26 protein-coding genes and 2 pseudogenes are annotated in these 23,149 nt (G+C 60.2%); 17 read left to right on the top strand and 11 right to left on the bottom strand.

Annotated elements, in window-relative coordinates; genetic code table 11:
- Positions 1 to 38: 38 nt before the first annotated feature.
- The 4 genes and pseudogenes from M5G18_RS09110 (at position 39) to M5G18_RS09095 (ending at position 3,135) form a co-directional block, all read left to right on the top strand.
- Positions 39 to 476, top strand: a complete 438-nt coding sequence (locus M5G18_RS09110; RefSeq protein WP_115078454.1) for a hemerythrin domain-containing protein — start codon at positions 39 to 41, stop codon at positions 474 to 476.
- A 223-nt stretch (positions 477 to 699) separates the two neighbouring features.
- Positions 700 to 1,335, top strand: a complete 636-nt coding sequence (locus M5G18_RS09105; protein WP_262195729.1) for a lytic polysaccharide monooxygenase auxiliary activity family 9 protein — start codon at positions 700 to 702, stop codon at positions 1,333 to 1,335.
- 40 nt (positions 1,336 to 1,375) lie between these two features.
- A pseudogene (locus tag M5G18_RS09100) lies at positions 1,376 to 2,377 on the top strand (chitinase); the annotation flags it as partial.
- A gap of 167 nt (positions 2,378 to 2,544) precedes the next feature.
- Positions 2,545 to 3,135, top strand: a complete 591-nt coding sequence (locus tag M5G18_RS09095; protein WP_064380653.1) for an NUDIX domain-containing protein — start codon at positions 2,545 to 2,547, stop codon at positions 3,133 to 3,135.
- On the opposite strand, the gene M5G18_RS09090 is transcribed toward M5G18_RS09095, so the two are convergent.
- Entirely contained in the window at positions 3,132 to 3,647 is a 516-nt protein-coding gene (locus M5G18_RS09090; protein ID WP_273900370.1) for a methylated-DNA--[protein]-cysteine S-methyltransferase, read from the bottom strand. The two genes, M5G18_RS09095 and M5G18_RS09090, sit on opposite strands and share 4 nt — an antisense overlap.
- Before the next feature lie 136 nt (positions 3,648 to 3,783).
- Between M5G18_RS09090 and ggt the strand changes: the two genes are divergently transcribed.
- Positions 3,784 to 5,511 carry a gamma-glutamyltransferase gene (gene ggt, locus M5G18_RS09085; protein ID WP_221533701.1) on the top strand — a complete coding sequence of 576 codons (1,728 nt, stop codon included), beginning with the start codon at positions 3,784 to 3,786 and terminating at the stop codon, positions 5,509 to 5,511.
- A gap of 66 nt (positions 5,512 to 5,577) precedes the next feature.
- The gene (locus M5G18_RS09080; RefSeq protein ID WP_273900371.1) at positions 5,578 to 6,111 is read left to right on the top strand and encodes a cysteine hydrolase family protein; all 534 of its coding nucleotides are present in this window, start codon (positions 5,578 to 5,580) and stop codon (positions 6,109 to 6,111) included.
- Between the two features lie 54 nt (positions 6,112 to 6,165).
- Here the strand turns inward: M5G18_RS09080 and M5G18_RS09075 are convergent, their stop codons facing one another.
- Entirely contained in the window at positions 6,166 to 6,438 is a 273-nt protein-coding gene (locus tag M5G18_RS09075; RefSeq protein WP_273900372.1) for a DUF3630 family protein, read from the bottom strand.
- A gap of 55 nt (positions 6,439 to 6,493) precedes the next feature.
- On the bottom strand, positions 6,494 to 7,135 hold the full coding sequence (locus M5G18_RS09070; RefSeq protein ID WP_041475350.1) for a TetR/AcrR family transcriptional regulator: 642 nt from the start codon (positions 7,133 to 7,135) through the stop codon (positions 6,494 to 6,496).
- Positions 7,136 to 7,259: 124 nt separating this feature from the next.
- Between M5G18_RS09070 and M5G18_RS09065 the strand changes: the two genes are divergently transcribed.
- A complete protein-coding gene (locus tag M5G18_RS09065) occupies positions 7,260 to 7,718 on the top strand; it encodes a GNAT family N-acetyltransferase (protein WP_273900373.1) in 459 nt (152 codons plus the stop codon).
- A gap of 123 nt (positions 7,719 to 7,841) precedes the next feature.
- Complete coding sequence (locus tag M5G18_RS09060; protein WP_085602563.1) at positions 7,842 to 8,456, top strand: hypothetical protein; 615 nt, start codon at positions 7,842 to 7,844, stop codon at positions 8,454 to 8,456.
- Between the two features lie 52 nt (positions 8,457 to 8,508).
- Here the strand turns inward: M5G18_RS09060 and M5G18_RS09055 are convergent, their stop codons facing one another.
- A complete protein-coding gene (locus M5G18_RS09055; RefSeq protein ID WP_085602565.1) occupies positions 8,509 to 9,054 on the bottom strand; it encodes a hypothetical protein in 546 nt (181 codons plus the stop codon).
- 78 nt (positions 9,055 to 9,132) lie between these two features.
- The gene (locus M5G18_RS09050) at positions 9,133 to 9,429 is read right to left on the bottom strand and encodes a DUF7693 family protein (protein WP_273900374.1); all 297 of its coding nucleotides are present in this window, start codon (positions 9,427 to 9,429) and stop codon (positions 9,133 to 9,135) included.
- A gap of 175 nt (positions 9,430 to 9,604) precedes the next feature.
- Between M5G18_RS09050 and M5G18_RS09045 the strand changes: the two genes are divergently transcribed.
- Positions 9,605 to 11,050, top strand: coding sequence for a SulP family inorganic anion transporter (locus M5G18_RS09045; protein WP_273900375.1), 1,446 nt, complete (start codon positions 9,605 to 9,607; stop codon positions 11,048 to 11,050).
- A gap of 19 nt (positions 11,051 to 11,069) precedes the next feature.
- Here M5G18_RS09045 and M5G18_RS09040 read toward each other — a convergent pair whose 3' ends face one another.
- The gene (locus M5G18_RS09040; protein WP_273900376.1) at positions 11,070 to 11,588 is read right to left on the bottom strand and encodes a carboxymuconolactone decarboxylase family protein; all 519 of its coding nucleotides are present in this window, start codon (positions 11,586 to 11,588) and stop codon (positions 11,070 to 11,072) included.
- A 134-nt stretch (positions 11,589 to 11,722) separates the two neighbouring features.
- Between M5G18_RS09040 and M5G18_RS09035 the strand changes: the two genes are divergently transcribed.
- Positions 11,723 to 12,544, top strand: coding sequence for an AraC family transcriptional regulator (locus M5G18_RS09035; RefSeq protein WP_273900377.1), 822 nt, complete (start codon positions 11,723 to 11,725; stop codon positions 12,542 to 12,544).
- 3 nt (positions 12,545 to 12,547) lie between these two features.
- Here M5G18_RS09035 and M5G18_RS09030 read toward each other — a convergent pair whose 3' ends face one another.
- Complete coding sequence (locus tag M5G18_RS09030; RefSeq protein WP_085602576.1) at positions 12,548 to 13,441, bottom strand: DMT family transporter; 894 nt, start codon at positions 13,439 to 13,441, stop codon at positions 12,548 to 12,550.
- Between the two features lie 89 nt (positions 13,442 to 13,530).
- Between M5G18_RS09030 and M5G18_RS09025 the strand changes: the two genes are divergently transcribed.
- A complete protein-coding gene (locus tag M5G18_RS09025; RefSeq protein WP_273900378.1) occupies positions 13,531 to 14,862 on the top strand; it encodes an aminotransferase-like domain-containing protein in 1,332 nt (443 codons plus the stop codon).
- Positions 14,863 to 14,917: 55 nt separating this feature from the next.
- The gene (locus tag M5G18_RS09020) at positions 14,918 to 15,304 is read left to right on the top strand and encodes a cytochrome c family protein (protein WP_273900379.1); all 387 of its coding nucleotides are present in this window, start codon (positions 14,918 to 14,920) and stop codon (positions 15,302 to 15,304) included.
- A 49-nt stretch (positions 15,305 to 15,353) separates the two neighbouring features.
- Here the strand turns inward: M5G18_RS09020 and M5G18_RS09015 are convergent, their stop codons facing one another.
- Complete coding sequence (locus M5G18_RS09015; RefSeq protein ID WP_273900380.1) at positions 15,354 to 16,238, bottom strand: LysR substrate-binding domain-containing protein; 885 nt, start codon at positions 16,236 to 16,238, stop codon at positions 15,354 to 15,356.
- 160 nt (positions 16,239 to 16,398) lie between these two features.
- Here M5G18_RS09015 and M5G18_RS09010 point away from each other — a divergent pair, with 160 nt between their 5' ends.
- From M5G18_RS09010 to M5G18_RS09000, 3 genes are all read left to right on the top strand, one after another.
- Positions 16,399 to 17,700, top strand: a complete 1,302-nt coding sequence (locus M5G18_RS09010) for an NAD(P)/FAD-dependent oxidoreductase (RefSeq protein WP_273900381.1) — start codon at positions 16,399 to 16,401, stop codon at positions 17,698 to 17,700.
- Between the two features lie 51 nt (positions 17,701 to 17,751).
- On the top strand, positions 17,752 to 18,840 hold the full coding sequence (locus M5G18_RS09005; RefSeq protein ID WP_273900382.1) for a polyamine ABC transporter substrate-binding protein: 1,089 nt from the start codon (positions 17,752 to 17,754) through the stop codon (positions 18,838 to 18,840).
- Positions 18,841 to 18,942: 102 nt separating this feature from the next.
- Positions 18,943 to 19,278 (top strand): hypothetical protein, encoded by a 336-nt coding sequence (locus tag M5G18_RS09000; RefSeq protein WP_273900383.1) that lies wholly within the window; start codon positions 18,943 to 18,945, stop codon positions 19,276 to 19,278.
- A 73-nt stretch (positions 19,279 to 19,351) separates the two neighbouring features.
- Here the strand turns inward: M5G18_RS09000 and M5G18_RS08995 are convergent, their stop codons facing one another.
- On the bottom strand, positions 19,352 to 19,792 hold the full coding sequence (locus M5G18_RS08995) for a phage infection protein (protein ID WP_273900384.1): 441 nt from the start codon (positions 19,790 to 19,792) through the stop codon (positions 19,352 to 19,354).
- A 269-nt stretch (positions 19,793 to 20,061) separates the two neighbouring features.
- On the opposite strand from M5G18_RS08995, the gene M5G18_RS08990 reads away from it, so the two are divergent.
- Positions 20,062 to 20,538 (top strand): Hcp family type VI secretion system effector, encoded by a 477-nt coding sequence (locus M5G18_RS08990; protein ID WP_273900385.1) that lies wholly within the window; start codon positions 20,062 to 20,064, stop codon positions 20,536 to 20,538.
- Positions 20,539 to 20,599: 61 nt separating this feature from the next.
- On the opposite strand, the pseudogene M5G18_RS08985 reads toward M5G18_RS08990, so the two are convergent.
- Both M5G18_RS08985 and M5G18_RS08980 read right to left on the bottom strand, forming a co-directional pair.
- Positions 20,600 to 20,949: pseudogene (locus M5G18_RS08985) on the bottom strand (hypothetical protein).
- Between the two features lie 126 nt (positions 20,950 to 21,075).
- The gene (locus tag M5G18_RS08980; protein WP_273897590.1) at positions 21,076 to 21,642 is read right to left on the bottom strand and encodes a chorismate mutase; all 567 of its coding nucleotides are present in this window, start codon (positions 21,640 to 21,642) and stop codon (positions 21,076 to 21,078) included.
- A gap of 147 nt (positions 21,643 to 21,789) precedes the next feature.
- Here M5G18_RS08980 and M5G18_RS08975 point away from each other — a divergent pair, with 147 nt between their 5' ends.
- Positions 21,790 to 23,145 (top strand): MATE family efflux transporter, encoded by a 1,356-nt coding sequence (locus M5G18_RS08975; protein ID WP_273897589.1) that lies wholly within the window; start codon positions 21,790 to 21,792, stop codon positions 23,143 to 23,145.
- The last annotated feature ends 4 nt before the right edge of the window (positions 23,146 to 23,149 follow it).

The raw sequence follows: 23,149 nt of genomic DNA, 5'->3' as shown, positions 1-23,149 counted from the left end.
AGGGCGTCCATCCGGAACGCGTTTGCCTGGGAGATTCCATGAACATTTTCGAAGCCCTGCGTGAAAGCCACGACCGTCAGCGGACCTACGCGAAATCGTTGATCAAGACCAGCGGTGACACCCCGGAAAGGGTCGAGGCCTACAAGCAACTGAAGGCTGAGCTTCAGGCCCACGAAACGGCCGAAGAGCGCCATTTCTACATCCCGCTGATGGAGTTCGACAACGGTGTCGACCTCAGCCGCCATGCCATCGCCGAGCACCATGAAATGGACGAAATGATGGAAGAGCTCGACGAGACCGAGATGTCCAGTCCGGCCTGGCTGGCCACGGCGAAAAAGCTCTCGGAAAAGGTCCATCACCACCTGCAGGAAGAAGAGCAGAAGTTCTTCCAGATGGCCGGCAAGCTGCTCGACGACAAGCAAAAGGAACAGCTCGCTGGGCAGTATGAAAAGGAGTTCAAGGCGCAGCTTCCCTGAACCGGTGAATGCAGGTTTTTGTAATGACGCGGTGTAGTCTTTTTGCCATGCGTCGGGTGAGCGTCGTCGTAATGTACTGTGTTTATATACAGTGTTTTCGGCATTTTTCGAGTTTCGCCGAGGCCGACTGCGCCAAAACCGCCGATGGACAAAAAATCCCCCTCCGTTAGCTTGAAGGCCTCTCCTCGGACAGGAGAGTTCTTAAATCAACGGAGTGAAAAACATGAACCAACCACAAGCTCAAACCCAACTGCGACACGGTCGCGTCATTTCCCCTGCAAGCCGCGGCGCGGTGGCCATCGAGCAAGGATTGCTCGGCGGCTGGCAGGTCAACGAAATGGAAGGCGGCAAGAACTTCCCGGCACTCGCGGCCGGTCCGTTCCCGGCGCCGTTCGAAAGCGACAATCCGAGCGTCGTGCCGCCGGCTGACGGCTATATTCTCAGTGGCGGCAAGAACGACGCACGTGACTGTGTGAACTTCACCGCAGAAGAAATGAGCAAGAAACTCGGGCGTCCATTCACCTGGCCGCTGCTCAATGTCACCCCCGGCCAGACCCTTGAGGTCAAATGGGAGTACACCGCGCCGCACACCACCCGCGGTTATCGCTGGCTGATCACCAAGGATGGCTGGGACCCGAAACAACGCATCACCCGAGCGCAACTGGAAGCGCAACCGTTCGCCGAGGATTTCTATCCGCAAGTACCGTACTACAGTCATTCGGCGGAATTGAAAGCCAAGGTCAACCACGCCGTGAAACTTCCGGGCAACAAGCAGGGTCATCACGTCATCGTCCTGATGTGGATCGTCGCCAACACCGGCAACGCCTTCTATCAGGCCTTCGATGTGGACTTCAAATAAGCCCGCAACGTCAAACCCACACGTTCTGAAGGATTAGAACATGTCAAACATCGACTTCACCCTATTGAAAAACCAGGCCAGCGACGCGGCGTCGCTGATGCCGACTCTTGCCGGCAAGAAGATCCTCATGGGCTTCTGGCACAACTGGCCGGCGGGCCCGAGCGATGGTTACCAGCGCGGCCAGTTCGCCAACATCGCTTTGGAAAACGTACCGAAGGAATACAACGTGGTCGCGGTGGCCTTCATGAAGGGCAGCGGGATTCCAACCTTCAAGCCGTTCAACGTCTCTGATGCCGAGTTCCGCCGTCAGGTCGGCGTGCTCAACAGTCAGGGGCGGGCCGTGCTGATTTCCCTGGGCGGTGCCGATGCGCACATCGAGTTGCGCGCCGGTCAGGAGCAACCGCTGGCCAATGAAATCATCCGTCTGGTGGAAACCTACGGCTTCGACGGCCTGGACATCGATCTTGAACAGAGCGCGATTGATTTCGCTGCCAACAAGACCGTCCTGCCGGCCGCGCTGAAACTGGTCAAGGATCACTACGCAGGCCAGGGCAAGCATTTCATCATCAGTATGGCGCCGGAGTTTCCGTACCTGACCACCTCCGGCAAATACGTTGGTTACCTGCAGGCGCTGGAAGGCTATTACGACTTCATCGCTCCGCAGTTCTACAACCAGGGCGGCGACGGGGTCTGGGTGCCGGAAGCCAATAACGGCAACGGCGCGTGGATCGCCCAGAACAACGACGCGATGAAAGAGGACTTCCTCTATTACCTGACCGAGAGCCTGGTGACTGGCACCCGCGGCTTCACGAAGATCCCGGCGGACAAGTTCGTCATCGGCCTGCCGTCCAACGTCGATGCCGCTGCCACCGGTTATGTGATCGACAAAACCGTGGTCGGCAACGCGATGAAACGCCTGGCGGTCAAAGGGCATCCGATCAAGGGCCTGATGACCTGGTCGGTGAACTGGGACAACGGCACCAGCAAGGATCGCGTGTCGTACAACTGGGAATTCAGTCGGCGTTATGGACCGCTGATTCACGGGGCGCCGTCTGCGGTGCAGAGTGCTGATGCAGCAACGGTGAACGTGGCTCATCAGTAGTCAATGAAGGAAAAGCCCGGTAGCGCTGCCGGGCTTTTTTTCGTCGGCGGTTCGCAGCATTTCACCTACCATGGCCATCTTCCGATGACAAAAAAGGATCAGGCGTCATGTCCAACACAGCCGAGCGGGTCAACATCGTCGATACCCAGGTGTTGTCCCACGACTGGTATCTGCTGAAGAAAATCACCTTCGACTATCACCGCAACAACGGCGACTGGCAGCGTCAGACGCGCGAGGTCTACGACCGTGGCAATGGCGCGGCGATTCTGCTGTTCAACCGCGAGCAACGCACCGTGGTGCTGACTCGACAGTTCCGCCTGCCGGTGTTCGTCAACGGTCATGACGGTTTGCTGATTGAAGTGGCGGCCGGACTGCTCGAAGGTGCGGCGCCGGAGCAACGCATCCGCGACGAGGCCGAGGAAGAAACCGGTTACCGCGTGCATGACGTGAAGAAGGTGTTCGAGGCCTACATGAGCCCCGGCTCGGTGACCGAGAAACTGCACTTTTTCATCGCCGAGTACGATGCCTCGTCAAAGGTCAGTGAAGGGGGCGGTCTGGAAGAAGAGACCGAAGAACTTGAAGTGCTGGAGTGGCGTTTCGACGACGCGCTGGCGGCGTTCCAGCGCGGCGAGATCTGCGATGCCAAGACCATCATGCTGCTGCAATACGCGGCGATGAATAACCTGTTTGGCGGTTAAAACAAGTCACCGGTTTTACCGATGTCCGACCACTGGCCACCCTCCAGGGTCAGCAGACGCTCCTTGGCTTCCAGGCCTCCGGCAAAACCGGTCAGTTTGCCTGAGGCGCCGATGACTCGATGGCACGGCGCAATGATCGAGATCGGATTGCGCCCGTTCGCCGCGCCGACGGCACGCACCGCACTCGGGTGGCCGATCTGTTCGGCGATCTGGCTGTAGGTGCGCGTTTCACCAAACGGAATGGTCAGCAGCGCGGCCCAGACCTTTTTCTGGAACTCGGTGCCGGCAAAGTCCAGCTCCAGATCGAACGCGCTTCGCGTTCCTGCAAAATATTCTTCCAGCTGTCGCGCGGTTTTCATCAACACCGGATTGTCCGGTGCTTCGCTCATCGGTCCCAGCCGCACCCGGTTCGGTTTGTCGTTTTCCCAGAGGATGGCGGCCAGACGTGAGCCGTTCGCGACCAGCTTCAACTCGCCGACGGGCGAGGGCAGGGTAATGAACGTATAGGCCATGGGGAAAACTCCGGGATGGGGGCGAAAACTGCGCTCAGCATACTGCCGGATCAGGGAGGCGCAAACCGTAATCGCGACCATACTGGCTGATGCTCTTGAAGCGCTTTCCTACCTTATAAAAAGAAGAGACCGACTCATGAAGTACGAACCTTTTGCCAAATCGCTGATTGCGACCTCGTTGGCGCTCAGCTGCCTAATGGCCCACGCCGCCTCGGTTGCCCCGGTTGCTGCCGAAAACGGCATGGTGGTCACCGCCCAGCACCTGGCCACTCACGTGGGTGTCGACGTGTTGAAAAGTGGCGGCAACGCGGTGGATGCGGCGGTCGCCGTGGGCTATGCACTGGCGGTGGTTTACCCGGCGGCGGGCAACCTCGGTGGTGGTGGTTTCATGACCATTCAACTGGCGGACGGCCGCAAGACCTTCCTCGACTTCCGCGAAAAAGCCCCGCTGGCCGCGACGGCGAACATGTACCTCGACAAGGACGGTAACGTCATTCCGGACCTGAGTACCCGTGGCCACCTCGCGGTCGGCGTTCCGGGAACCGTGTCCGGCATGGAGCTGGCGCTGAGCAAGTACGGCACCAAGCCGCGCAAGGAAATGATTGCCCCGGCCATCAAACTGGCCGAAGAAGGTTTTGCGCTGGAACAGGGCGACGTCGAGCTGCTGGAGTATGCGACCGACGTGTTCAAGAAGGACATCAAGGATTCCGGCGCGATCTTCCTGAGCAACGGCGAGCCGATGCAGGTCGGGCAGAAACTGGTACAGAAGGACCTGGGCAAAACCCTGCGCACCATTTCCGAAAAAGGCGCCGACGGTTTCTACAAAGGCTGGGTGGCTGACGCCATCGTCACCTCCAGCCAGGCCAACAAGGGCATCATCACCCAAGCTGACCTCGACAAATACAAGACCCGCGAATTGGCCCCGGTGGAGTGCGACTATCGTGGCTATCACGTCGTATCGGCACCGCCGCCAAGCTCCGGCGGGGTGGTGATCTGCCAGATCATGAACATTCTCGAAGGCTATCCGATGAAGGATCTGGGCTTCCATTCGGCCCAGGGCATGCACTACCAGATCGAAGCGATGCGCCACGCATACGTGGATCGCAACAGCTATCTGGGCGACCCGGATTTCGTGAAAAACCCGATCGAGCATCTGCTGGACAAAAACTACGCGACCAAGCTGCGTAACGCGATCCAGCCGCAAAAGGCCGGTGTGTCGGCGGAACTCAAACCCGGCGTCGCGCCCCATGAAGGCAGCAACACCACGCACTATTCGATCGTCGACAAGTGGGGCAACGCGGTCTCGGTCACCTACACCCTCAACGACTGGTTCGGCGCGGGCGTGATGGCGAGCAAGACCGGGGTGATTCTCAACGATGAAATGGACGACTTCACCTCCAAGGTCGGCGTGCCGAACATGTACGGCCTTGTGCAGGGGGAGGCCAACGCGATTGCTCCGGGCAAGGCGCCGCTGTCATCGATGAGCCCGACCATCGTCACCAAGGACGGCAAAGTGGTGATGGTGGTCGGTACGCCGGGCGGCAGCCGCATCATTACCGCAACCCTGCTGACCATGCTCAACGTCATCGACTACGGCATGGGCCTGCAGGAAGCGGTCGATGCGCCGCGCTTCCACCAGCAGTGGATGCCGGAGGAAACCAACCTCGAAGACTTCGCCGCCAGCCCTGACACGAAGAAGATTCTCGAGAGCTGGGGCCACAAGTTTGCGGGTCCGCAGGACGCCAACCACATCGCCGCGATTCTGGTCGGTGCACCGTCGCTGGGTGGTAAACCGGTCGGCAAGAACCGCTTCTACGGCGCCAACGATCCACGGCGCAACACCGGGTTGTCATTGGGTTACTGAGCAGAGTAAAAAGGGGGCGGGCACACGTCCGCCCCTGTCTCAAGGACCGATCAAGGAAGGCTCACCATGATCACCGCATTGCTGATCATCGATGTCCAGCGCGCCCTGTGCACGGGCGAATACGAGTGCCACGACATCAAACGGGTGATCGATACCATCAACGGCCTCAGCGCCCGCGCGCGCCAGTCCGGTGTGCCGGTGGTGCTGATCCAGCACAACGAAAAGGACAGTCCGTTCACCCACGGTGCCGAGGGCTGGCAACTGGCTGACGGCTTGGCCACTGCGCCCGGCGATCTGCGCGTCGACAAGACCGCCAACGACTCGTTCTACCAGACCAACCTGCAGAAACTGATCCCCCGGGAAGACTTCGACCGCCTGGTGATCTGCGGCCTGCAAACCGATTACTGCGTCAACGCCACCGTGCGCCAGGCCCATCAACTGGGCTACGACGTGGAACTGGCGGCCGACGCGCACTCCACCGTCGACAACGGCAACATGAGCGCCGAAGACATCATCGCCGAACATAACAAGGACTGGGCGCACCTGACCGGTTCCGTGGCGCGGATCGATGTTAAGCCGGCGACCCAGATTACGTTCTGATGGTTATTGCAGTCTTTGTGGAAGCGAGCTCGCTCCCACAAAGACGCGTGTGAATCACGCCATCTGCAACCGCCGCACCACAGCCTGAAACCGCTCCGACGCCACCCACTGCGGATTCGCATCCTCCACCAGCAACATGATCCCCAGGTAATGTTCCAGGTGCAGGGTGATCACCTGACCATCGACCGCCAGATCCCAGTAATACTGATCCAGACCGCTGGCCTGGGTTGTCCAGGTTCCGCTCAACGTCTGCTGGAGCTCGTCGGCGATGCGCTTGAAGAGTCCGCTATCCGAACTGTCCGACAGGTGAATATCCGAATCGGCCATGTGCTGCTCCTCAGATGACGATGAGGGTGGGAAGGCATACTGCCACCGCCTGAAATCAGGTCGCAAACATCAACCTGCGAACATCACTCACCGGCTCGGACACGGCACCGCTCAACACAAGCCGCGTAATCGTCTCCGCCGCCACCGCATAATCCTCATCCTGCGGCACTTCCCGCCCGGTGATGCGCCCCATCTGCCAGCCAATGTTGGTGTAGGTACGCGTCGCCGACCAGATAAACAACATCAAATGTTCTGGATCAACCGGCGCCAGCAGCCCGCGGTCGATCCAGCTGCGCAGACACTCGACATTGCGCCGGGCTTCGCCGTGCAGCAGGTCGCGGCATTCGTCGGGCAACTGGCGACCACCCAGCAACAATTCACCGCTGAACACTTTGGCGATCGCCGGATGCTCGCGGGCAATGCGGATACGGGCGGCAACGTAAGCGCGCAGGCCGATCAGCGGGTCGTCACTCTCGCGCAGCACCGCCGAGGCTTCCAGCAATGGTTCGACGAAGCCGAGCAGCACTTTGCCGTAGAGGTTTTCCTTGCTCTGGAAGTAGTAATACAGGTTGGCCTTGGGCACACCGGCTCGGGCGGCGATGTCGCGGGTCTGGGTCGCGTCGAAGCCGTTGGCGGCGAATTCTTCACTGGCGGCGGCCAGGATCAGTTGCTGGTTGCGTTCGCGGATGCTGCTCATGGACGGCATGAAGGGTCTGGCCATTTCGGACTCGCAATATACAAAACTATATAGCGAATAAGCCAGCGAACTCGCTCCTCAGCGCTATGCTGGTTTCAGTTTCGGTAACCTCAGGAAAATGACAATGACCCTTCAGGCACTGCGCGCCACGACGATTCATCTCGACGCGGTGGCGAAGCTGTTCGACGCCTATCGCGGTTTTTATGGCCAGCCGTCGAATCTCGAGCAATCACGGGCCTTCATTGCCGAGCGCATGGCCGGCAATGAATCAGCGATTTTTCTGGTTGAGGATGAAAGCGGCGAAGCGCTGGGATTCGTCCAGCTTTACCCGACGTTCTCTTCGATAGACGCCCATCGCACCTGGCTGCTCAGCGACCTGTTCACCACGCCGGCCGCCCGTGGCCGTGGAGTGGGGCGACTATTGATGAACACCGCCCGCAACTTCGCCGTCGAAACCGGCGCCAAGGGGCTGGTGCTGGAAACCGCCACCGACAATTTCAGTGCCCAGGGTTTGTACGAGTCACTCGGCTGGGTGCGCGATACGGGCTATTACACGTACACCCTCGATTTGCGCCAAAGCTGAGTCGGCGCGATCTTTTTTAACGGTTTTCCCGAATCAGGTCTTTTCCCGGACGTAGACGATCACTAGAATCCGCCCCGGCGCTCCGCAATGGAGGCTCTTTGATATCACTTTAGGGACGACATCATGCAATTCGGGAAAATCCTTGCGCTGGGTCTGGTGCTCGCGTTGGGCGGCTGTGCCAGTTTCACCAAGGACGAAGTGGCCCCGGTCACACTGCCATCGATGGCAAGCTATGCCAACAAGCCAAACGTCTATGTCGATTTCGACTTCTACCAGGGCGAGCCGAAAAGCGCTTCCGCCGTGGAAATGCCACAAGCTCGTGACATGCTCAAACCGCAATTGCAAACCGTCCTGAAGGATTCCGGTTTGTTCGGTCGTGTCACCTTCGACAAGTTCGAGAAGCAGCCAGGTGACTACAGCCTGCGCCTGAAAATGTACAACCATCCACCGAATGGCGGTCAGATGGTGCTGGCGTTCATCAGTGGCCTGAGCATGACGATCATTCCGGCCTATGCCACCGACCAGTACACCATGAGCCTGGAAACCCTCGATCAGCAAGGTCAGCCGCTGTCCACCGCCAGTAACCATGACGCGGTCGGCACCTGGATGGGCATCTGGTTCCTGCCGCTGGCGTTCAATACACCGAAAGCAGCAGTGACCGATACGTTCACTCGGCAGGTCAATGCGTTGCTCAAGGAATGGGCCGACAGCAACCGTCCGAAGTATTCGGGCATCTGACTCACTCCAGCAGCAAAAAAAGAGCCGCAATCGCGGCTCTTTTTTTTTGCCCTTACTTCAGGGCCTGAATGAATTGTGGATCGCTGTACAGATTCTTCAGCAAGTCCTGCAGCATCGGGTTGTAGGCGTTGGTCGCGTTGGGAATCGCGATAACACCGAAAAAGCTGCTGTCCCACTGATGGCTGACATCTTTGGTGGCGTCGTACACCACATCGTTGCCATTGCGCAGGGTGAAGCGCGCAGCGATAGTGCCGTCACCTGTGCCCATGCCGGCGTTCAACTGGTTTTTCACCACCAGCACTTGCAGATGACGGGTCGCCTGCGGGTCGAGCAGACCGGCCTTGCGCAGTTCTTCGGTGATCGCGTCCTGGATATGCGCCGGGATGCTGCCTGTCGGCGACTTGATCGGGTTGGCGCGGACCATCAACGAGCCTTCACCCGACTCGGCGGTAACCTGTGGATTGCTGATCGCGTGCAGCGGCGGGGTTTGCTTGAGCTTCTGAACGTTGTCGAAGCTTGGCTCGTAACGGGTCATGGTCATGCCACAGCCTTGCAGGAGCAGAGCAAACAGCGGGACCAACAGCAGCGATTTTTTCACGGCAGTTCCTTGCGCGTTGAAGAGGGGGGGCGAATTATGGGCAGAGTGCCATCATTGGGCAACTCCGTTTGCCGTCCATCATTCACGTTGACGCAACAAGCGCTCGATCTGCGCCAGCTCCCAGGTACTCAGCAGACTGACCGGGTCGGTGCCGAAGCGTTGCCGGATGTCTAGCGTCCATTCGCGACCTTCCGGACAAAGACAATCAGCGCAGTGATGCAAGCGCTGGCCGTCAAAGTCCAGCTGCAAGCGCCAGCCCTCGATGTCGACCGCAACCCGATCCACTCGCACGTCCATCACCCGCAAGGCACACACGCCCAGTGCGGCATCGCGCAAGCGCTGGCACACTTCGCGGCTGGTCAGTTCGGTCGGCATCCGGGGCTCCAATGGCTTAAAACAGCGCGCCAGCATAGAGCGCACGCCAACGGTTGTCAGCGATTGCTGGCCCACGCCGGTGCATTTGCGTAACATCCGCAACCCTCTTTTTCCGCGGCGCTCTTTTGCGCAAATGCATGCGGCCGCGCCCGTCGGCCGCTCTGTCAGGTAAGCCATGAAACCGATTCGTCTGCGCGCCGATGTCCTGGCCGGACTCACCACCTCGTTTGCCCTGTTGCCCGAATGCATTGCGTTTGCGCTGGTGGCTCACCTCAACCCGCTGATGGGCCTGTACGGTGCTTTCATCATTTGCACGCTGACTGCGTTGTTCGGTGGCCGGCCGGGCATGGTCTCCGGCGCGGCCGGTTCGATGGCGGTGGTGATCGTCGCGCTGGTGGTGCAACACGGCGTGCAGTACCTGCTGGCGACGGTGTTGCTTGGCGGTTTGATCATGATGGCGTTCGGGCTGTTGCGGCTGGGCAAACTGGTGCGCATGGTGCCGCACCCGGTGATGCTCGGGTTCGTCAACGGTCTGGCGATCATCATTGCGCTGGCGCAACTGGAGCATTTCAAGAGCGGTGAGCAGTGGCTCAGCGGCACGCCGCTGTACCTGATGACCGGGCTGGTGCTGCTGACCATGGCCATCGTTTATATATTGCCGCGCCTGACCCGCGCCGTGCCGCCGGCGCTGGTGGCGATTCTCGGCGTCGGTTTGCTGGTTTACCTGCTCGGCCTGCCGACCCGCACCCTCGGCGACATGGCGCACATCGCCGGCGGCCTGCCAACGTTCGCGTTGCCGGACATCCCGTGGACGCTGGACACCCTGCGCATTATCGCGCCCTACGCGATTCTGATGGCGCTGGTCGGTCTGCTGGAAACCCTGCTGACTCTCAACCTCACCGACGAAATCACCGAAACCCGTGGCTATCCGGACCGCGAATGCGTGGCGCTGGGCGCAGCAAATATGGTCTCCGGTGCGTTCGGCGGCATGGGCGGTTGCGCAATGATCGGCCAGACCGTGATCAACCTCAGTTCCGGCGGGCGCGGGCGTTTGTCCGGCGTCGTGGCAGGTGTGTTGATTCTGCTGTTCATTCTGTTTCTGTCGCCGCTGATCGAGCGGATTCCGCTGGCGGCGCTGGTGGGGGTGATGTTCGTGGTGTCGCAGCAGACCTTTGCCTGGGCTTCGCTGCGGGTGCTGAACAAAGTGCCGCTCAACGATGTGCTGGTGATCATCGCGGTAACGACCATCACGGTGTTTACCGACCTGGCCACGGCTGTGCTGTGCGGGATCATCATTGCCGCGCTGAATTTTGCCTGGCAGCAAGCGCGCGAGTTGTACGCCGATGAACATCTGGAAGCGGACGGCAGCAAACTCTATCGCCTGCACGGCACGCTGTTCTTTGCCTCGACCACGCCGTTTCTCAATCAGTTCGATCCGGCCAGTGATCCGCAACGGGTGACGCTGGACTGCCGGCACCTGAGCTTTGTCGATTACTCGGCCATCGCCGCGCTGAAAACCCTGCGTGAACGCTACGCCAAGGCCGGCAAGCAGTTGCAGGTGTTTCACCTGTCCGAACGGTGCAAGAAGTTGCTGAAACGCGCCGGGGTCGATCACGACTGAGATCGACCCCGGTCACTGATCAGGCATCGATGGCGGGGAAATCGATGTCGGTCAGCGCCACGTTGTTCAGGTAGTTGGTGAGGGTTTGCGCGGCGACGACGGCGATCACTTCGATGATCTTCTTGTCGTCGATACCGGCGGCGCGGGCGGCGGCAATCTGTTCATTGCTCAGATGACCACGGGTTTCGGTCAGTTGATGGGCGAGGGTGGCAAAAGCATTCAGCCGACCGTGACGCGCTTCGATGATTTCTTCTGCATCCAGCCCGGCCTTGCTGGCGAACAGGGTGTGCGCCGCCAGGCAATAGTCGCAACCGTTGACTTGCGAGGTGGCCAGATACACCGCCTCTTTTTCCTTGGCGCTCAGGGACGTCTTGCCCAGCGTGGCGGAGATTTGCACGTAGGCATCCAGCGCGACAGGTGCGACGGCGATGGTTTTGAACAGGTTGGGCAGGAAGCCGATTTTTTTCTGCACGCCTTCAAGTGTCGGGCGAGTGGCGTCGGTGGCGGTTTCGAGGCTGAGAGGGGCGATGCGGCTCATGGTGATTCTCCGAAAGTCCGGTGCGAAGTGCGCCGGGGATGGAGTGAATGCTACGGAGCGCGGCTGGTGCTTTGGGTGCAAATCGTCGAGGATATGCGACAGATCGTCCAAATCTGTCCTTGCGAGAATCAGTCATGGATCGCCTTTCTACGTTGCTCAGCCATTTCGGCGTCAATGCCGGCACCTTTCACAGCGGCACGTTCTGCGGGGTGAGCGCCTACGGTGGCGATCAGGTGTGCGGGCATGTGCATCTGTTGCAGGCGGGGGAGTTGTTGCTCAAACCGGGCAACGATCCTGAAATCTCGCTCAATGAACCGACCCTGATCTTTTTCCCGCGCCCCATGGCCCATCGCTTGTTCGCCAACGAAGCCATGGGCACGCAACTGGTGTGCGCCTCACTGACGTTCGACGGCGGCGCGGGCAATGCTTTGGCGGCAGCGCTGCCGGATTATCTGGTGCTGAAACTCGCCGACCTTCCGGAAATGGCCAACACCCTGGAGTGGCTGTTCAAGGAAGCTTTCGACGGCCATTGCGGGCGTGAAGCCGTGATGGACCGGCTGTTCGAGTTGCTGGTGATTCTGCTGCTGCGCCACCTCATCAGCAGTCGCAACCAGCAGCCGGGCATGATGGCGGGGCTGGCCGATCCGAAGATTTCCCGAGCCTTGAACCTGATGCACGAGCAACCGGCCAAGGCCTGGAGCGTCGCCGAGTTGGCGAATGCCGCCAATCTGTCCCGCGCCGGTTTTGCTGAGCACTTCCGGCGGGTGGTGGGACAGACACCGGCGGACTATCTGGTGAACTGGCGGATCAGCCTCGCGCAGAAACGCCTGCGCGAGGGACGGCCGATTGCGTTGATCGCCGAAGAGGTCGGTTATGAAAGTCCTTCGGCGCTGGCCCGGGCGTTTCGGCGTAAGACCGGGCTCAGCCCGCGAGAATGGAAGGCCGGCGCGAGCTGAAAACTATTTGGCGAATTTCTTCGCCCCGGCCACGCACAGGATCACCCCCAGCGTGACCACCAACATGCCGACGCTGACGTGCTCGTGGAGTAAGGTCGCGGCCAGTGCCAGGCCGAAAAACGGCTGCAGCAATTGCAACTGTCCGACCGCCGCAATCCCGCCCTGAGCCAGCCCGCGATACCAGAACACAAAACCGATCAGCATGCTGAACAGCGAAACGTACGCCAGACACACCCACGCCGACACGCTGATACCGCTGAACGAGGCGGGAGCCAGCCACACGCTCAGCACGGCCATCACCGGCAACGACAACACCAGCGCCCAGCAGATCACCTGCCAGCCGCCGAGGGTGCGCGACAGTTTTGCGCCTTCGGCGTAACCGAGGCCGCAGGCGAGGATCGCCGCCAGCATCAATAGATCACCGGTGGGCGAGGCGGTCAGCCCTTGTGAGATCGCAAAACCGACCACCAGCGAACTGCCCAGCACCGAAAAAATCCAGAAGACCGGACGCGGCCGTTCACCGCCGCGCAACACGCCGAAAATCGCCGTCGCTAGCGGCAGCAGTCCTACAAACACAATGGAATGCGCCGACGTCACGTATTGCAGCGCCAGGGCCGTCAACAACGGAAAACCCACAACCACGCCCAGTGCGACGATCAGCAATGACAACCACTGATCCCGCGCCGGACGCCGTTCGCGAAACAGCCACAGCAAGCACAACGCCAGGGCGCCGGCGATGGTCGCGCGGATGACGGTGAGAAATACCGGGTCGAATTCGAGCACCGCCAGCCGGGTGGCGGGCAGCGAGCCGCTGAAGATCACGACGCCGATGAAGCCATTGATCCAGCCGCTGGTTTTTTCCAGGGCCGGGGTGCCGAGTTGGGTGGTTCGTTCCATACGCGTTGCGCTCAGTGGTGGGTTGCGTTGAAACCATCCTAGGGTTGAGAATCAGGACAATCAAAGAATTGTCATGGATACAGCCCGACATGCCACGCTCTCGTTACAAGACCCTCGTCGACACCTATGCCGCCGACATTCGCGCCGGCCGCCTTTTGCCCGGCACCCGTTTGCCGACTCACCGGCAACTGGCGGCGAACGAAGGGCTGGCGCTGGTCACCGCGTCTCGGGTGTACGCCGAGCTTGAGGCCATGGGCCTGGTCAGCGGCGAAGCCGGGCGCGGCACGTTTGTGCGGGAAACGTCGTTGTTGCCGGGGCAGGGCATCGACCAGAAAGACGTCGCGGTCGGCATGATCGATCTGAACTTCAACTACCCGTCATTGCCGGGGCAGGCCGAGTTGCTGCGCACCGCGTTGCGGCAACTGGCGTTGTCCGGTGACCTCGAAGCGCTGCTACGCTATCAGCCCCACGCCGGTCGCCAGCACGAACGGGCCTCGGTGGCGCGGCATCTGCAAATGCGGGGTTTGAGTGTCGAGGCCGAGCAGGTGCTGATCGTCAACGGCGCCCAGCAAGGGCTGGCGGTGACGCTGATGGCGCTGCTCAAGCCCGGCGATGTGATCGCTGCCGACGCCTTGACCTATTCGGGATTCAAAGTGCTGGCCGAAGCGCTGTACCTGGAAGTGGTGGCGATTCCCGTCAATGAGCAGGGCCCCGATCTGGCGGCCCTCGACAAACTTTGTCGGCAGCGCCCGGTGCGTGCGGTTTACAGCATGCCGACCCTGCACAATCCATTGGGCTGGGTGATGCCTTTGGAGCAACGCGAGGATTTGGTCGCGATTGCCCGCCGGCATGATCTGACGATCATTGAGGATGCGGCCTACGCCTTTCTGGTCGATAACCCACCGCCCCCGTTGGCCGATCTGGCGCCGGAACGCACGGTCTACGTGTCGGGCCTATCAAAAAACATCGCCACCGGCCTGCGTGTCGGTTTCATCGCCGCGCCGGTCGAACAGGTGGCGGCGCTGGAACGGATCATCCGCGCCACCACCTGGAACACCCCCGGCGTGATGACCGCCATCGCCTGCGGCTGGCTCGACGACGGCACCGTCACCTTGCTCGAAGCACAAAAGCGCAGCGACGCCCGAGCCCGGCAAACATTAGCTGCGCAGATCCTCGAAGGTCTCCCGACCGTCGGCCATCCCTCTTCTTATTTCCTCTGGTTACCGCTGCCGGAAGACGTCCGGGCCGACCACATCGTGGTCGAATTGATGCACGAACAGGTTTCCGTCACCACCGCAGAACCCTTTACCGTGTCCGGCCATGTGCCCCACGCAATTCGCCTGGCGCTGGGCTCGGTGGACATGCTTGTCCTGCGTCAAGCCTTGCTCAAAGTCCGTCAGGTCGTGGGCGCCTACCTGTAGCGCAACTTGCCGCGCGCGATTACCCTTGGCGCGGCCGAAGATCTGGAAAACCCTGATGAAAAACGCTGCATTAACGCTCGCCCTGATCCTCAACGCAGGCCTGCTCAGCACGCCAGCACTGGCAGCCGGTGACGCCGAGGCCGGCGCCAAAATCTTCCCGCGCCTGTGCGGCGGCTGCCATCAGGTCGGTGAATCCGCCCGCCCGGGCTTCGGCCCTGAACTCAATGGCATCATCGGTCGCCCGGCGGGGACGTCGGCGAATTACGTGTATTCCGACGCGATGAAAAACTCCGGCCTGACCTGGAACCGTGAAACGCTGACGGCGTATCTGAAAGACCCAAAGGGCGTGGTGCCGGGGACGCGGATGATCTTTTGGGGGCTGAGTGACGAGGAGAAGATCGATAATTTGTTGGCGTATTTGCAGACGTTCTCTCAGCAATGAAAATCCTGTGCGGGAGCTGCGCAAGGCAGCTCTCGTGTGAAGTCCGGGTTCAAAGCTGGCGCTCGGCCTGCCCGGCAAACCACCCCATCACCACCGCACAAGCCGGATGCGCAGCTGCCGACGGCTGCAAGCACAACGAATAAATCCCCCCGGTTTTCAGCGGTTGCCCGAACGGCACCACCAGCACGCCGCGCTCGATGGATTCCGCCGCCAGCGTCATGTCCGTCACCGCTACGCCCAATCCCCGTGCCGCCGCGTCCAATGCCAGTTCATCGAGGTTGAACGGGATGTGGCGGTAATCGTCCAGCGGTTGGCCGTCGTTCGCCGCCAGCCATTCGATCCACGCCTGACGATCCGCCGAGCGATGCAGCAGCGGAAAGCGCAGCAGTTCTTCCACTGATCGGGGCGCATCGGCAAGGCTCGGGGCGCAGACCGGCACCAGGGTTTCCTGAAACAGGGTCAGGCAATCCGGATCGCTCGATGCCGTCGGCAGGTAAAGGATGTAGGCGTCGCTGTCGCTGGTCGGTTCGACGATTTCGGTGGCGACGGTTTCGATGGCCAGCGAAACCTCGGGATGACGCAGATAAAAGTCGCTGAGTTTAGGCAACAGCCAGCGCACCGCCAACGACACATGCATGCGAATCCGGAACGGGCGTTTCTGCGGCGTCAGGCGTTCTTCGAGGGTTTTCAGCTGCTCGAAAATGCTCCGCGCGCTGGCTAAAACCTGCTCGCCTTCCTGGGTCAGGCGCAGGCTGCGGCTGGTGCGCAAGAACAACGGGACGTTGAAATGGCTTTCCAGCTGTTGAATCTGCCGGCTGACGGCGCTTTGAGTCAGGCACAGCTTCTGCGCGGCCTGGGTGAAGCTGCCGGACCTGGCGACTTCCACCAGCGCCTGCATGGCTTGCAGCGACGGGACGTGGCGAATTTTATCCATGCGTTTTCGGAATGGCTCGATGATTTCTTAACGTTGGTTAGGTGTGTGAAGACCTTATAGATTGTAGTTCTGTCGGTGATCTTCACAACGTGGGCATGCGATTCACGCATGGCTACGGATGGAAGACAAGCCGCCGAACGATCGTCGAATGAGGTGATGCATGGAAAATGTCTGTGGCTGGATCGCGCAAACCGCAAACCCTGCGGAGCGTGATCGCCTGAGCGGTGCGCAAAAGGCCGACTGGCTGGTGATCGGCGCCGGGATCACCGGCCTCAGCGCTGCCCATCATCTGGCCGAGATGCATCCGCAGGCACGGATCGTGGTGGTTGATCGTCAGCGAGCGGCGCAAGGCGCTTCGGCGCGCAATTCGGGTTTTGTCGTCGCCCATGAACATCCGACGGACAACGAATTGATCGGCGGGCAGGGCTTTGCCGGATTTGAAGTCGACACGATGATTTCCCGCGCCGCCAGTGAAGAAGTCCGACAACGCATTGCCCGTCACGCCATCGATTGCGACTTCCGTGACAGCGGCTATTTCTTTGCGGTCAACGATCCGGCCAAGCTCAATCAGGTCGACGCCAAACTCGCCACGCTGCGCGTGCTCGGTGCCCGCGCGGAGTTTCTGCAAGGTGAAGAACTGAGCCGAAAACTCGGCACCCGTCACTATCAAGCCGCGATCTGGTGCGGCAACGGCAACGCGCTGCTGCAACCGGCCAAATACGTGAAGGGTTTGCTCGATGCACTCCCGGGCAATGTCAGCGTGTACGAAAACACCGACATCACGGGGCTCGAACGTTTGAGTCAGGGACGGATTCGGGCCTATTCACTTGATGGCAGCGTCGAGGCAGGAAAGGTACTGGTCTGCCTGAACGCATTCATTCCACGGGTCGGCATCGATGACAGCGCCACGTTCCCGATGGAGCTGAGCGCCAGCCTCACGCGCCCGCTCACGGATCAGGAGTTCGCCGCCATCGGGGCCGTTGAACCGTGGGGCGTGCTGTCGACCCGGCCGCTGGGCGCCACGGTTCGGCTGACGCCGGATCGCCGGGTGATGATCCGCAACACCGCCGAATACCGGACGCGGGACCTCTCCAACAGCGAACTTGCGCTGCGCCGGCAACACCATGTCCGGGGTTTGCAACGGCGCTTTCCGTTCCTCGGCGAGCACGACATCCAATACACCTGGACCGGCCATCTGAGCGCGACCCGAAGCGGTCAGGCGTATTTCGACCAGGTGGAAGAGGGCGTGTTTGCCGTGGCCGGTTGCAACGGATCGGGCGTAGCGCGCGGAACCTTGTGGGGACGACTGCTGGCGGAACTGGCATCCGGCGTCGATTCGCCACTGCTGCAATCAGTGATGCAACGGGCCGAGCCCGGCTGGCTGCCGCCGCGACCTTTCTTCGATATCGGCGCCATGTTGCGCATGCGCGTGGAGGCGGTCAGGGCCAGAACAGAAATCTGAAAATTCGCACATCCCACAAGAACAAAAGCCACTCAATTCAGGTGACAGAACATGCGCGTCCACACACTTTCCCTGGCGGTCTTGCTCGCCACCGGTTCCGGGTTCGCCCTGGCCGATGAAACCGTCAACATCTCCAACTGGAGCAGTTACATCGCCGACGACACCCTGGCGAACTTCACCAAAGACACCGGCATCAAAGCCACTTACGACATCCACGACAGTAACGAAGTGCTGGAGTCCAAGTTGATGACCGGCAATACCGGTTACGACGTGGTCAGCCCGTCGAACCACTTTCTGTCGCGGCTGATCAAGGCGGGCGCCATTCAGAAACTCGACAAGTCGCAACTGTCGAACTGGAAGAATCTCGATCCGCAGTTGATGCAGAAACTCGAAGTCAACGATCCGGGCAATCAATACGGTTATCCGTACATGTGGGGCACCGCCGGCATCGGCTACAACGTCGAGAAGATCAAGGCGATCTTCGGCAACACCGATGTCACGCGTTCGTGGAAGCTGTTTTTCGAAGAGGACAACATCAAGAAATTGAGCCAGTGCGGTGTAGCGATCATCGACAACCCGACCCAAGTGTTGCCGATCACCCTCAACTATCTGGGCTTGCCGCCGCACAGCCACGAACCGGCGGATTACAAAAAGGCCGAAGCGGCCTTGTTCAAGATTCGCCCGTACGTGCAGTACTTCCATGCGTCGAAGTACATCAGCGATCTGGCCAACGGGAATGTCTGCGCGGTGATCGGCTTTAACGGTGATGTCGTCCAGGCGGCTGCCAGTGCCCGGGAAGCGAAGAACGGTATCGACATCGCTTATTCGATTCCCGAAGAAGGCACGACCTTGTGGTTCGACATGGTGGTCATGCCGAAAAACGCGCCCCACGAAAAGAATGGCTACGCCTACATGAACTATCTACTTGAACCGAAGGTGATCGCCAATATCAGCAACAGCATTCACTACGCCAACCCCAACGCGGCGGCCGATGAGTTTCTGACGCCGGCGGTGAAACAGGACCAGGCGATCTATCCACCCAAAGCGGTGATGGACAAGTTGTTCACCGTGGAAGAACTGCCGGCGGCGATTGCCCGGCTGACGACGCGCTTGTGGACCCGGCTTAAAACCAACACCTGAATATGAAACATGGCCTGGATTGATACTAATGCGCCATCACTTGCGGTAAAGTGCGCGCCGCCCGAGAGACGGATCCCGGGCGTTTTCCCATGGAGTCTTGAAGTGAAATACCTCAGCAAAGTCGTCGCCGCCGCCCTGATCGGTGCGGTTCTGGCAGGTTGCACCGGCACCCCGATGAACACCAAACAATACGACAGCAGCCAATACACCGTGATTGGCCACAGCGAAGCCACCGCCACCGGTCTGCTGCTGTTCGGCGTTATCCCGATTCAGCAGAACAGTCGCTTTGTCCGCGCCCAGACCGCCGCGATCAAAGCCAAGGGCGGCGACGCCATGATCAACACCCAGGTTCAGGAAAACTGGTTCTGGGCCTGGGTCCTGACCGGTTACACCACCAAGATCTCCGGTGACGTGGTCAAACTGAAAACCGTGCAATAAGCGCCGGTTGGACGTAAAAAAGCCCGGCTGATCAGGCCGGGCTTTTTGTTTGTACTTCGGTAGAGCGTTAGATTCAGGCGACGCGGCGTTCGATCAAGCGATCGGAACCACCTTCAGCGACGCGGCGTTCGATCAAGCGATCGGAACCACCTTCAGCGACGCGGCGTTCGATCAAGCGATCGGAACCACCTTCAGCGACGCGGCGTTCGATCAAGCGATCGGAACCACCTTCAGCGACGCGGCGTTCGATCAAGCGATCGGAACCACCTTCAGCGACGCGGCGTTCGATCAAGCGATCGGAACCACCTTCAGCTACACGACGTTCGATCAGACGATCAGCGCCACCTTCAGCAACGCGGCGTTCGATCAAACGATCCGAACCCCCCTCAGCCAAACGACTTTCAATCAACCGATCCGAACCGCCTTCGGCGATCAGGGTGTGGGCGGGTTTGGCTGCAAAGGCGTTGACTGCAAGAACCGAGAAAGCGATGCCGAGAAGGATTTGGCGTTTCATGATCGTGTGCTCCAGGGGTGTTGTTTGTTGGGTATGGAGCTGATGTTACGCCGGGGATTTTTTATGAGAACTTCATTGGGCTGATGGTGACTATCGACGCGGGCAATGAAGCGAAATCGATAGTAAACAGTTGAATGGTGTCGCGGTTAAAACACGGTTTAAGTTATGGGAAGCGTCTGTCAGTTAACGACTTTCACTTTCGGAAGCACCCTACATAAAGTGATGTCCACATCCACTAATCTGCTGCTCTTGCACAAGGAGTGACAGGTATGGCCAATCACAGTTACATGACCATCGAAGGGAAAACCCAAGGACTTATCTCGGCAGGGTGCTCGACACCGGACACTCTGGACAACAAAGGTCAGGTCGGACATGACGATGAAATCCGAGTGCTGGCTTTCGCCCACAATCGGATGAACACCGACAAATTGATCCACAGTCCTGTCGCAATCACCAAGTGGATTGACCCGTCTTCGCCCTTGCTGGCGCAGGCACTCTCCAACAGAGAGGAAATCGACTGCTCCGTCAGCTTCTATAGAATTTCGCCGTATGGCATTGAGGAAAAGTACTTCACGATAAAGATCGGCGGGGGAGTGATTGCCGACATCACCCTGGACGTTCCCCATGCCATCCAGCAAAACGACGTCGCCCCACAGGAGCGTCTTGCCATCCGCTATCGCGATATCACCTGGACCCACCATCTGGCCGGCACCAGTAGTTACAGTTTCTGGGACGCCGAGGAGTGAATAAGGCAGGCAAAGAAAAGCCCGGCTGATCAGGCCGGGCTTTTCTTTATGCGCTGCTTACTTATGCAACGCGGCGTTCGATCAGCCGATCAGCGCCACCTTCAGCAACACGACGTTCGATCAGCCGATCAGCACACGACGTTCGATCAGTCGATCAGCGCCACCTTCAGCAACACGACGTTCGATCAGCCGATCAGCGCCACCTTCAGCAACACGACGTTCGATCAGTCGATCAGCGCCACCCTCAGCAACGCGGCGTTCGATCAGACGATCAGAACCACCCTCAGCCACACGACTTTCAATCAACCGATCCGAACCGCCTTCGGCGATCATGGTGTGGGCGGGTTTGGCTGCAAAAGCGTTGACTGCAAGAACCGAGAAAGCGATGCCGAGAAGGATTTGGCGTTTCATGATCGTGTGCTCCAGGGGTGTTGTTTGTTGGGTATGGAGCCGATGTTACGCCGCGGATTTTTTATGAGAACTTCATTGAACTGATGGTGACTATCGACGCCAGCAATGAATGCCAGGACCCTTGTTCTAGGGCGCCAGCGGCCGAATGCACAGCTCCCCGGTGGCGCGGGTCAGGGCCAGTTCATGCAGCGCGTCACGGGTCAGACCGGTACGCGCCTTGGCCAGCCACGCCGGGCAGTTCGGGTCGTGACGGTAGGGCGTGAAGTCGGCGTACTGCTGCAGCAGACGGGTTTGCAACTCATCCAGGCGCGGGCGAATCTGCTTGCCCAGATCCGGGCGCGGCGTGTCCGGCGCGGCACCGGCCGCTTGCCATTGTGCGAGCAAACCGTACTGCACCAGTTTGTTGGCCTCCATCTGCGCGGCGATCAACTGCGCGACGTCTTCCGGATCGAGCTTGCGTTCGGTGGCCAGTTTGCGGGCGTTGTCGATCACCTGCGCCTCACGGGGACTGTCCTGGATCGGCTTGCCGCTGTCCCATTTGGTCAGGGCGACGAGGTCGCCGATGTTCAGGCGCTCGTTCAGGGTGCTCACCAATCCTTGCACCACTTCGGGCGAGGGCGCGGGGCCGGCGTGGACGGTCGTCGCCAGAGCGGTCAATAAGGTGCAACTCAGCAGAAACGGGGAACGGCGCATGGGAGGGATTCACTTCCTGTCGTTATGGAGAGGCAATGCAGATTGTTCGGGGTGCAGATTACGAAGTTTTAATGCAAAGGGGTACGACCTGAACGGCATTGCATACCTTAGACTCTGTCATCAGCTCCCACCCGAGACGGATCCTCAATGCAAACCCCCGCTCAATCCTCCCTCTGGAAAACCTACCTGCTGTTCCTGGCCCCGATGGTGCTGTCGAACTTCCTGCAATCGATGTCGGGCACGGTCAACAGCATCTACATCGGCCAGATGCTCGGCACGCAGGCGCTGGCGGCGGTGTCCGGGATGTTTCCGATCATCTTTTTCTTTATTGCGCTGGTCATCGGTCTGGGCGCCGGGGCAGGGGTACTGATCGGCCAGGCGTGGGGGGCGCGTGAGTCGCATATGGTCAAGGCGATTGCCGGGGCGACGTTGTTGCTGGGGGTGTTGATCGGGCTGGCGGCGGCGGTGCTGGGCAGTGTGTTTGCGCGTGAGGCATTGCAGGGTTTGGGGACGCCGGCGGATGTGCTGGATGATGCGGTGGCCTATGCCCGGGTGATGATGTGGACCTTGCCGGTTGTGCTGGTGTACGTGCTGTTCACCCAGTTGTTGCGCGGGGTGAGCGACACGCTGTCGCCGATGCTGGCGCTGTTGCTGTCGACCGTGGTCGGGCTGGCGCTGACCCCGGCGTTCATTCGCGGCTGGTTCGGCTTGCCGCAACTGGGCATTCAGAGCGCGGCGTTCGCCGGTCTGGCCGGTACGCTGGCGGCGATGGCGTGGCTGTCATGGAGCCTGATCCGCAAGGGCCATCCGCTGGCGCCGGATCGCGAGTTCTTCGCGGCGCTGCGTCTGGACGGCGCGATTCTCGGCAAGGTGTTGCGCATCGGTCTGCCGACCGGGGTGCAGATGATCGTGCTGTCGCTGTCGGAGCTGGTGATTCTGGCGCTGGTCAACCAGCACGGCTCACAGGCGACGGCGGCCTACGGCGCGGTGACGCAGATCGTCAATTACGTGCAGTTTCCGGCGCTGTCGATTGCGATCACTGCGTCGATCCTCGGCGCCCAGGCGATCGGCGCCGGACGGCTTGAGCGGATGGGGCCGATTCTACGCACCGGGTTGTGGATCAACGTGTGCCTGACCGGGGGGTTGATCCTGGCGGGTTACCTGTTGTCGCACTGGTTGCTGGGGCTGTTCCTGACCGAAGACTCGACCCGGGCGATGGCCGAGCACCTGTTGCACATCATGTTGTGGAGCCTGCTGATCTTCGGTTTCCAGGCAATCATCGGCGGCATCATGCGCGCCAGCGGCACGGTGCTGGTGCCGGTGGGCGTGGCGATCATCTGCGTGCTCGGCGTGCAGTTGCCGGCGGCCTACTGGCTGGACGGGCAGTTCGGTCTGCAGGGTGTGTGGATGGCGTTTCCGATTGCGTATCTGGGGATGCTGGTGTTGCAGACGCTGTATTACACGCGGGTCTGGAAGCATCAGAAGATCGAGCGGCTGGTGTAGGACG

Origin of the sequence: Pseudomonas aphyarum (assembly GCF_028657055.1) — a bacterium.
Classification (GTDB): domain Bacteria; phylum Pseudomonadota; class Gammaproteobacteria; order Pseudomonadales; family Pseudomonadaceae; genus Aquipseudomonas; species Aquipseudomonas aphyarum.
Note: the sequence above shows the minus strand (reverse complement) of the source record. Positions and strands in the feature narration are given on the sequence as shown.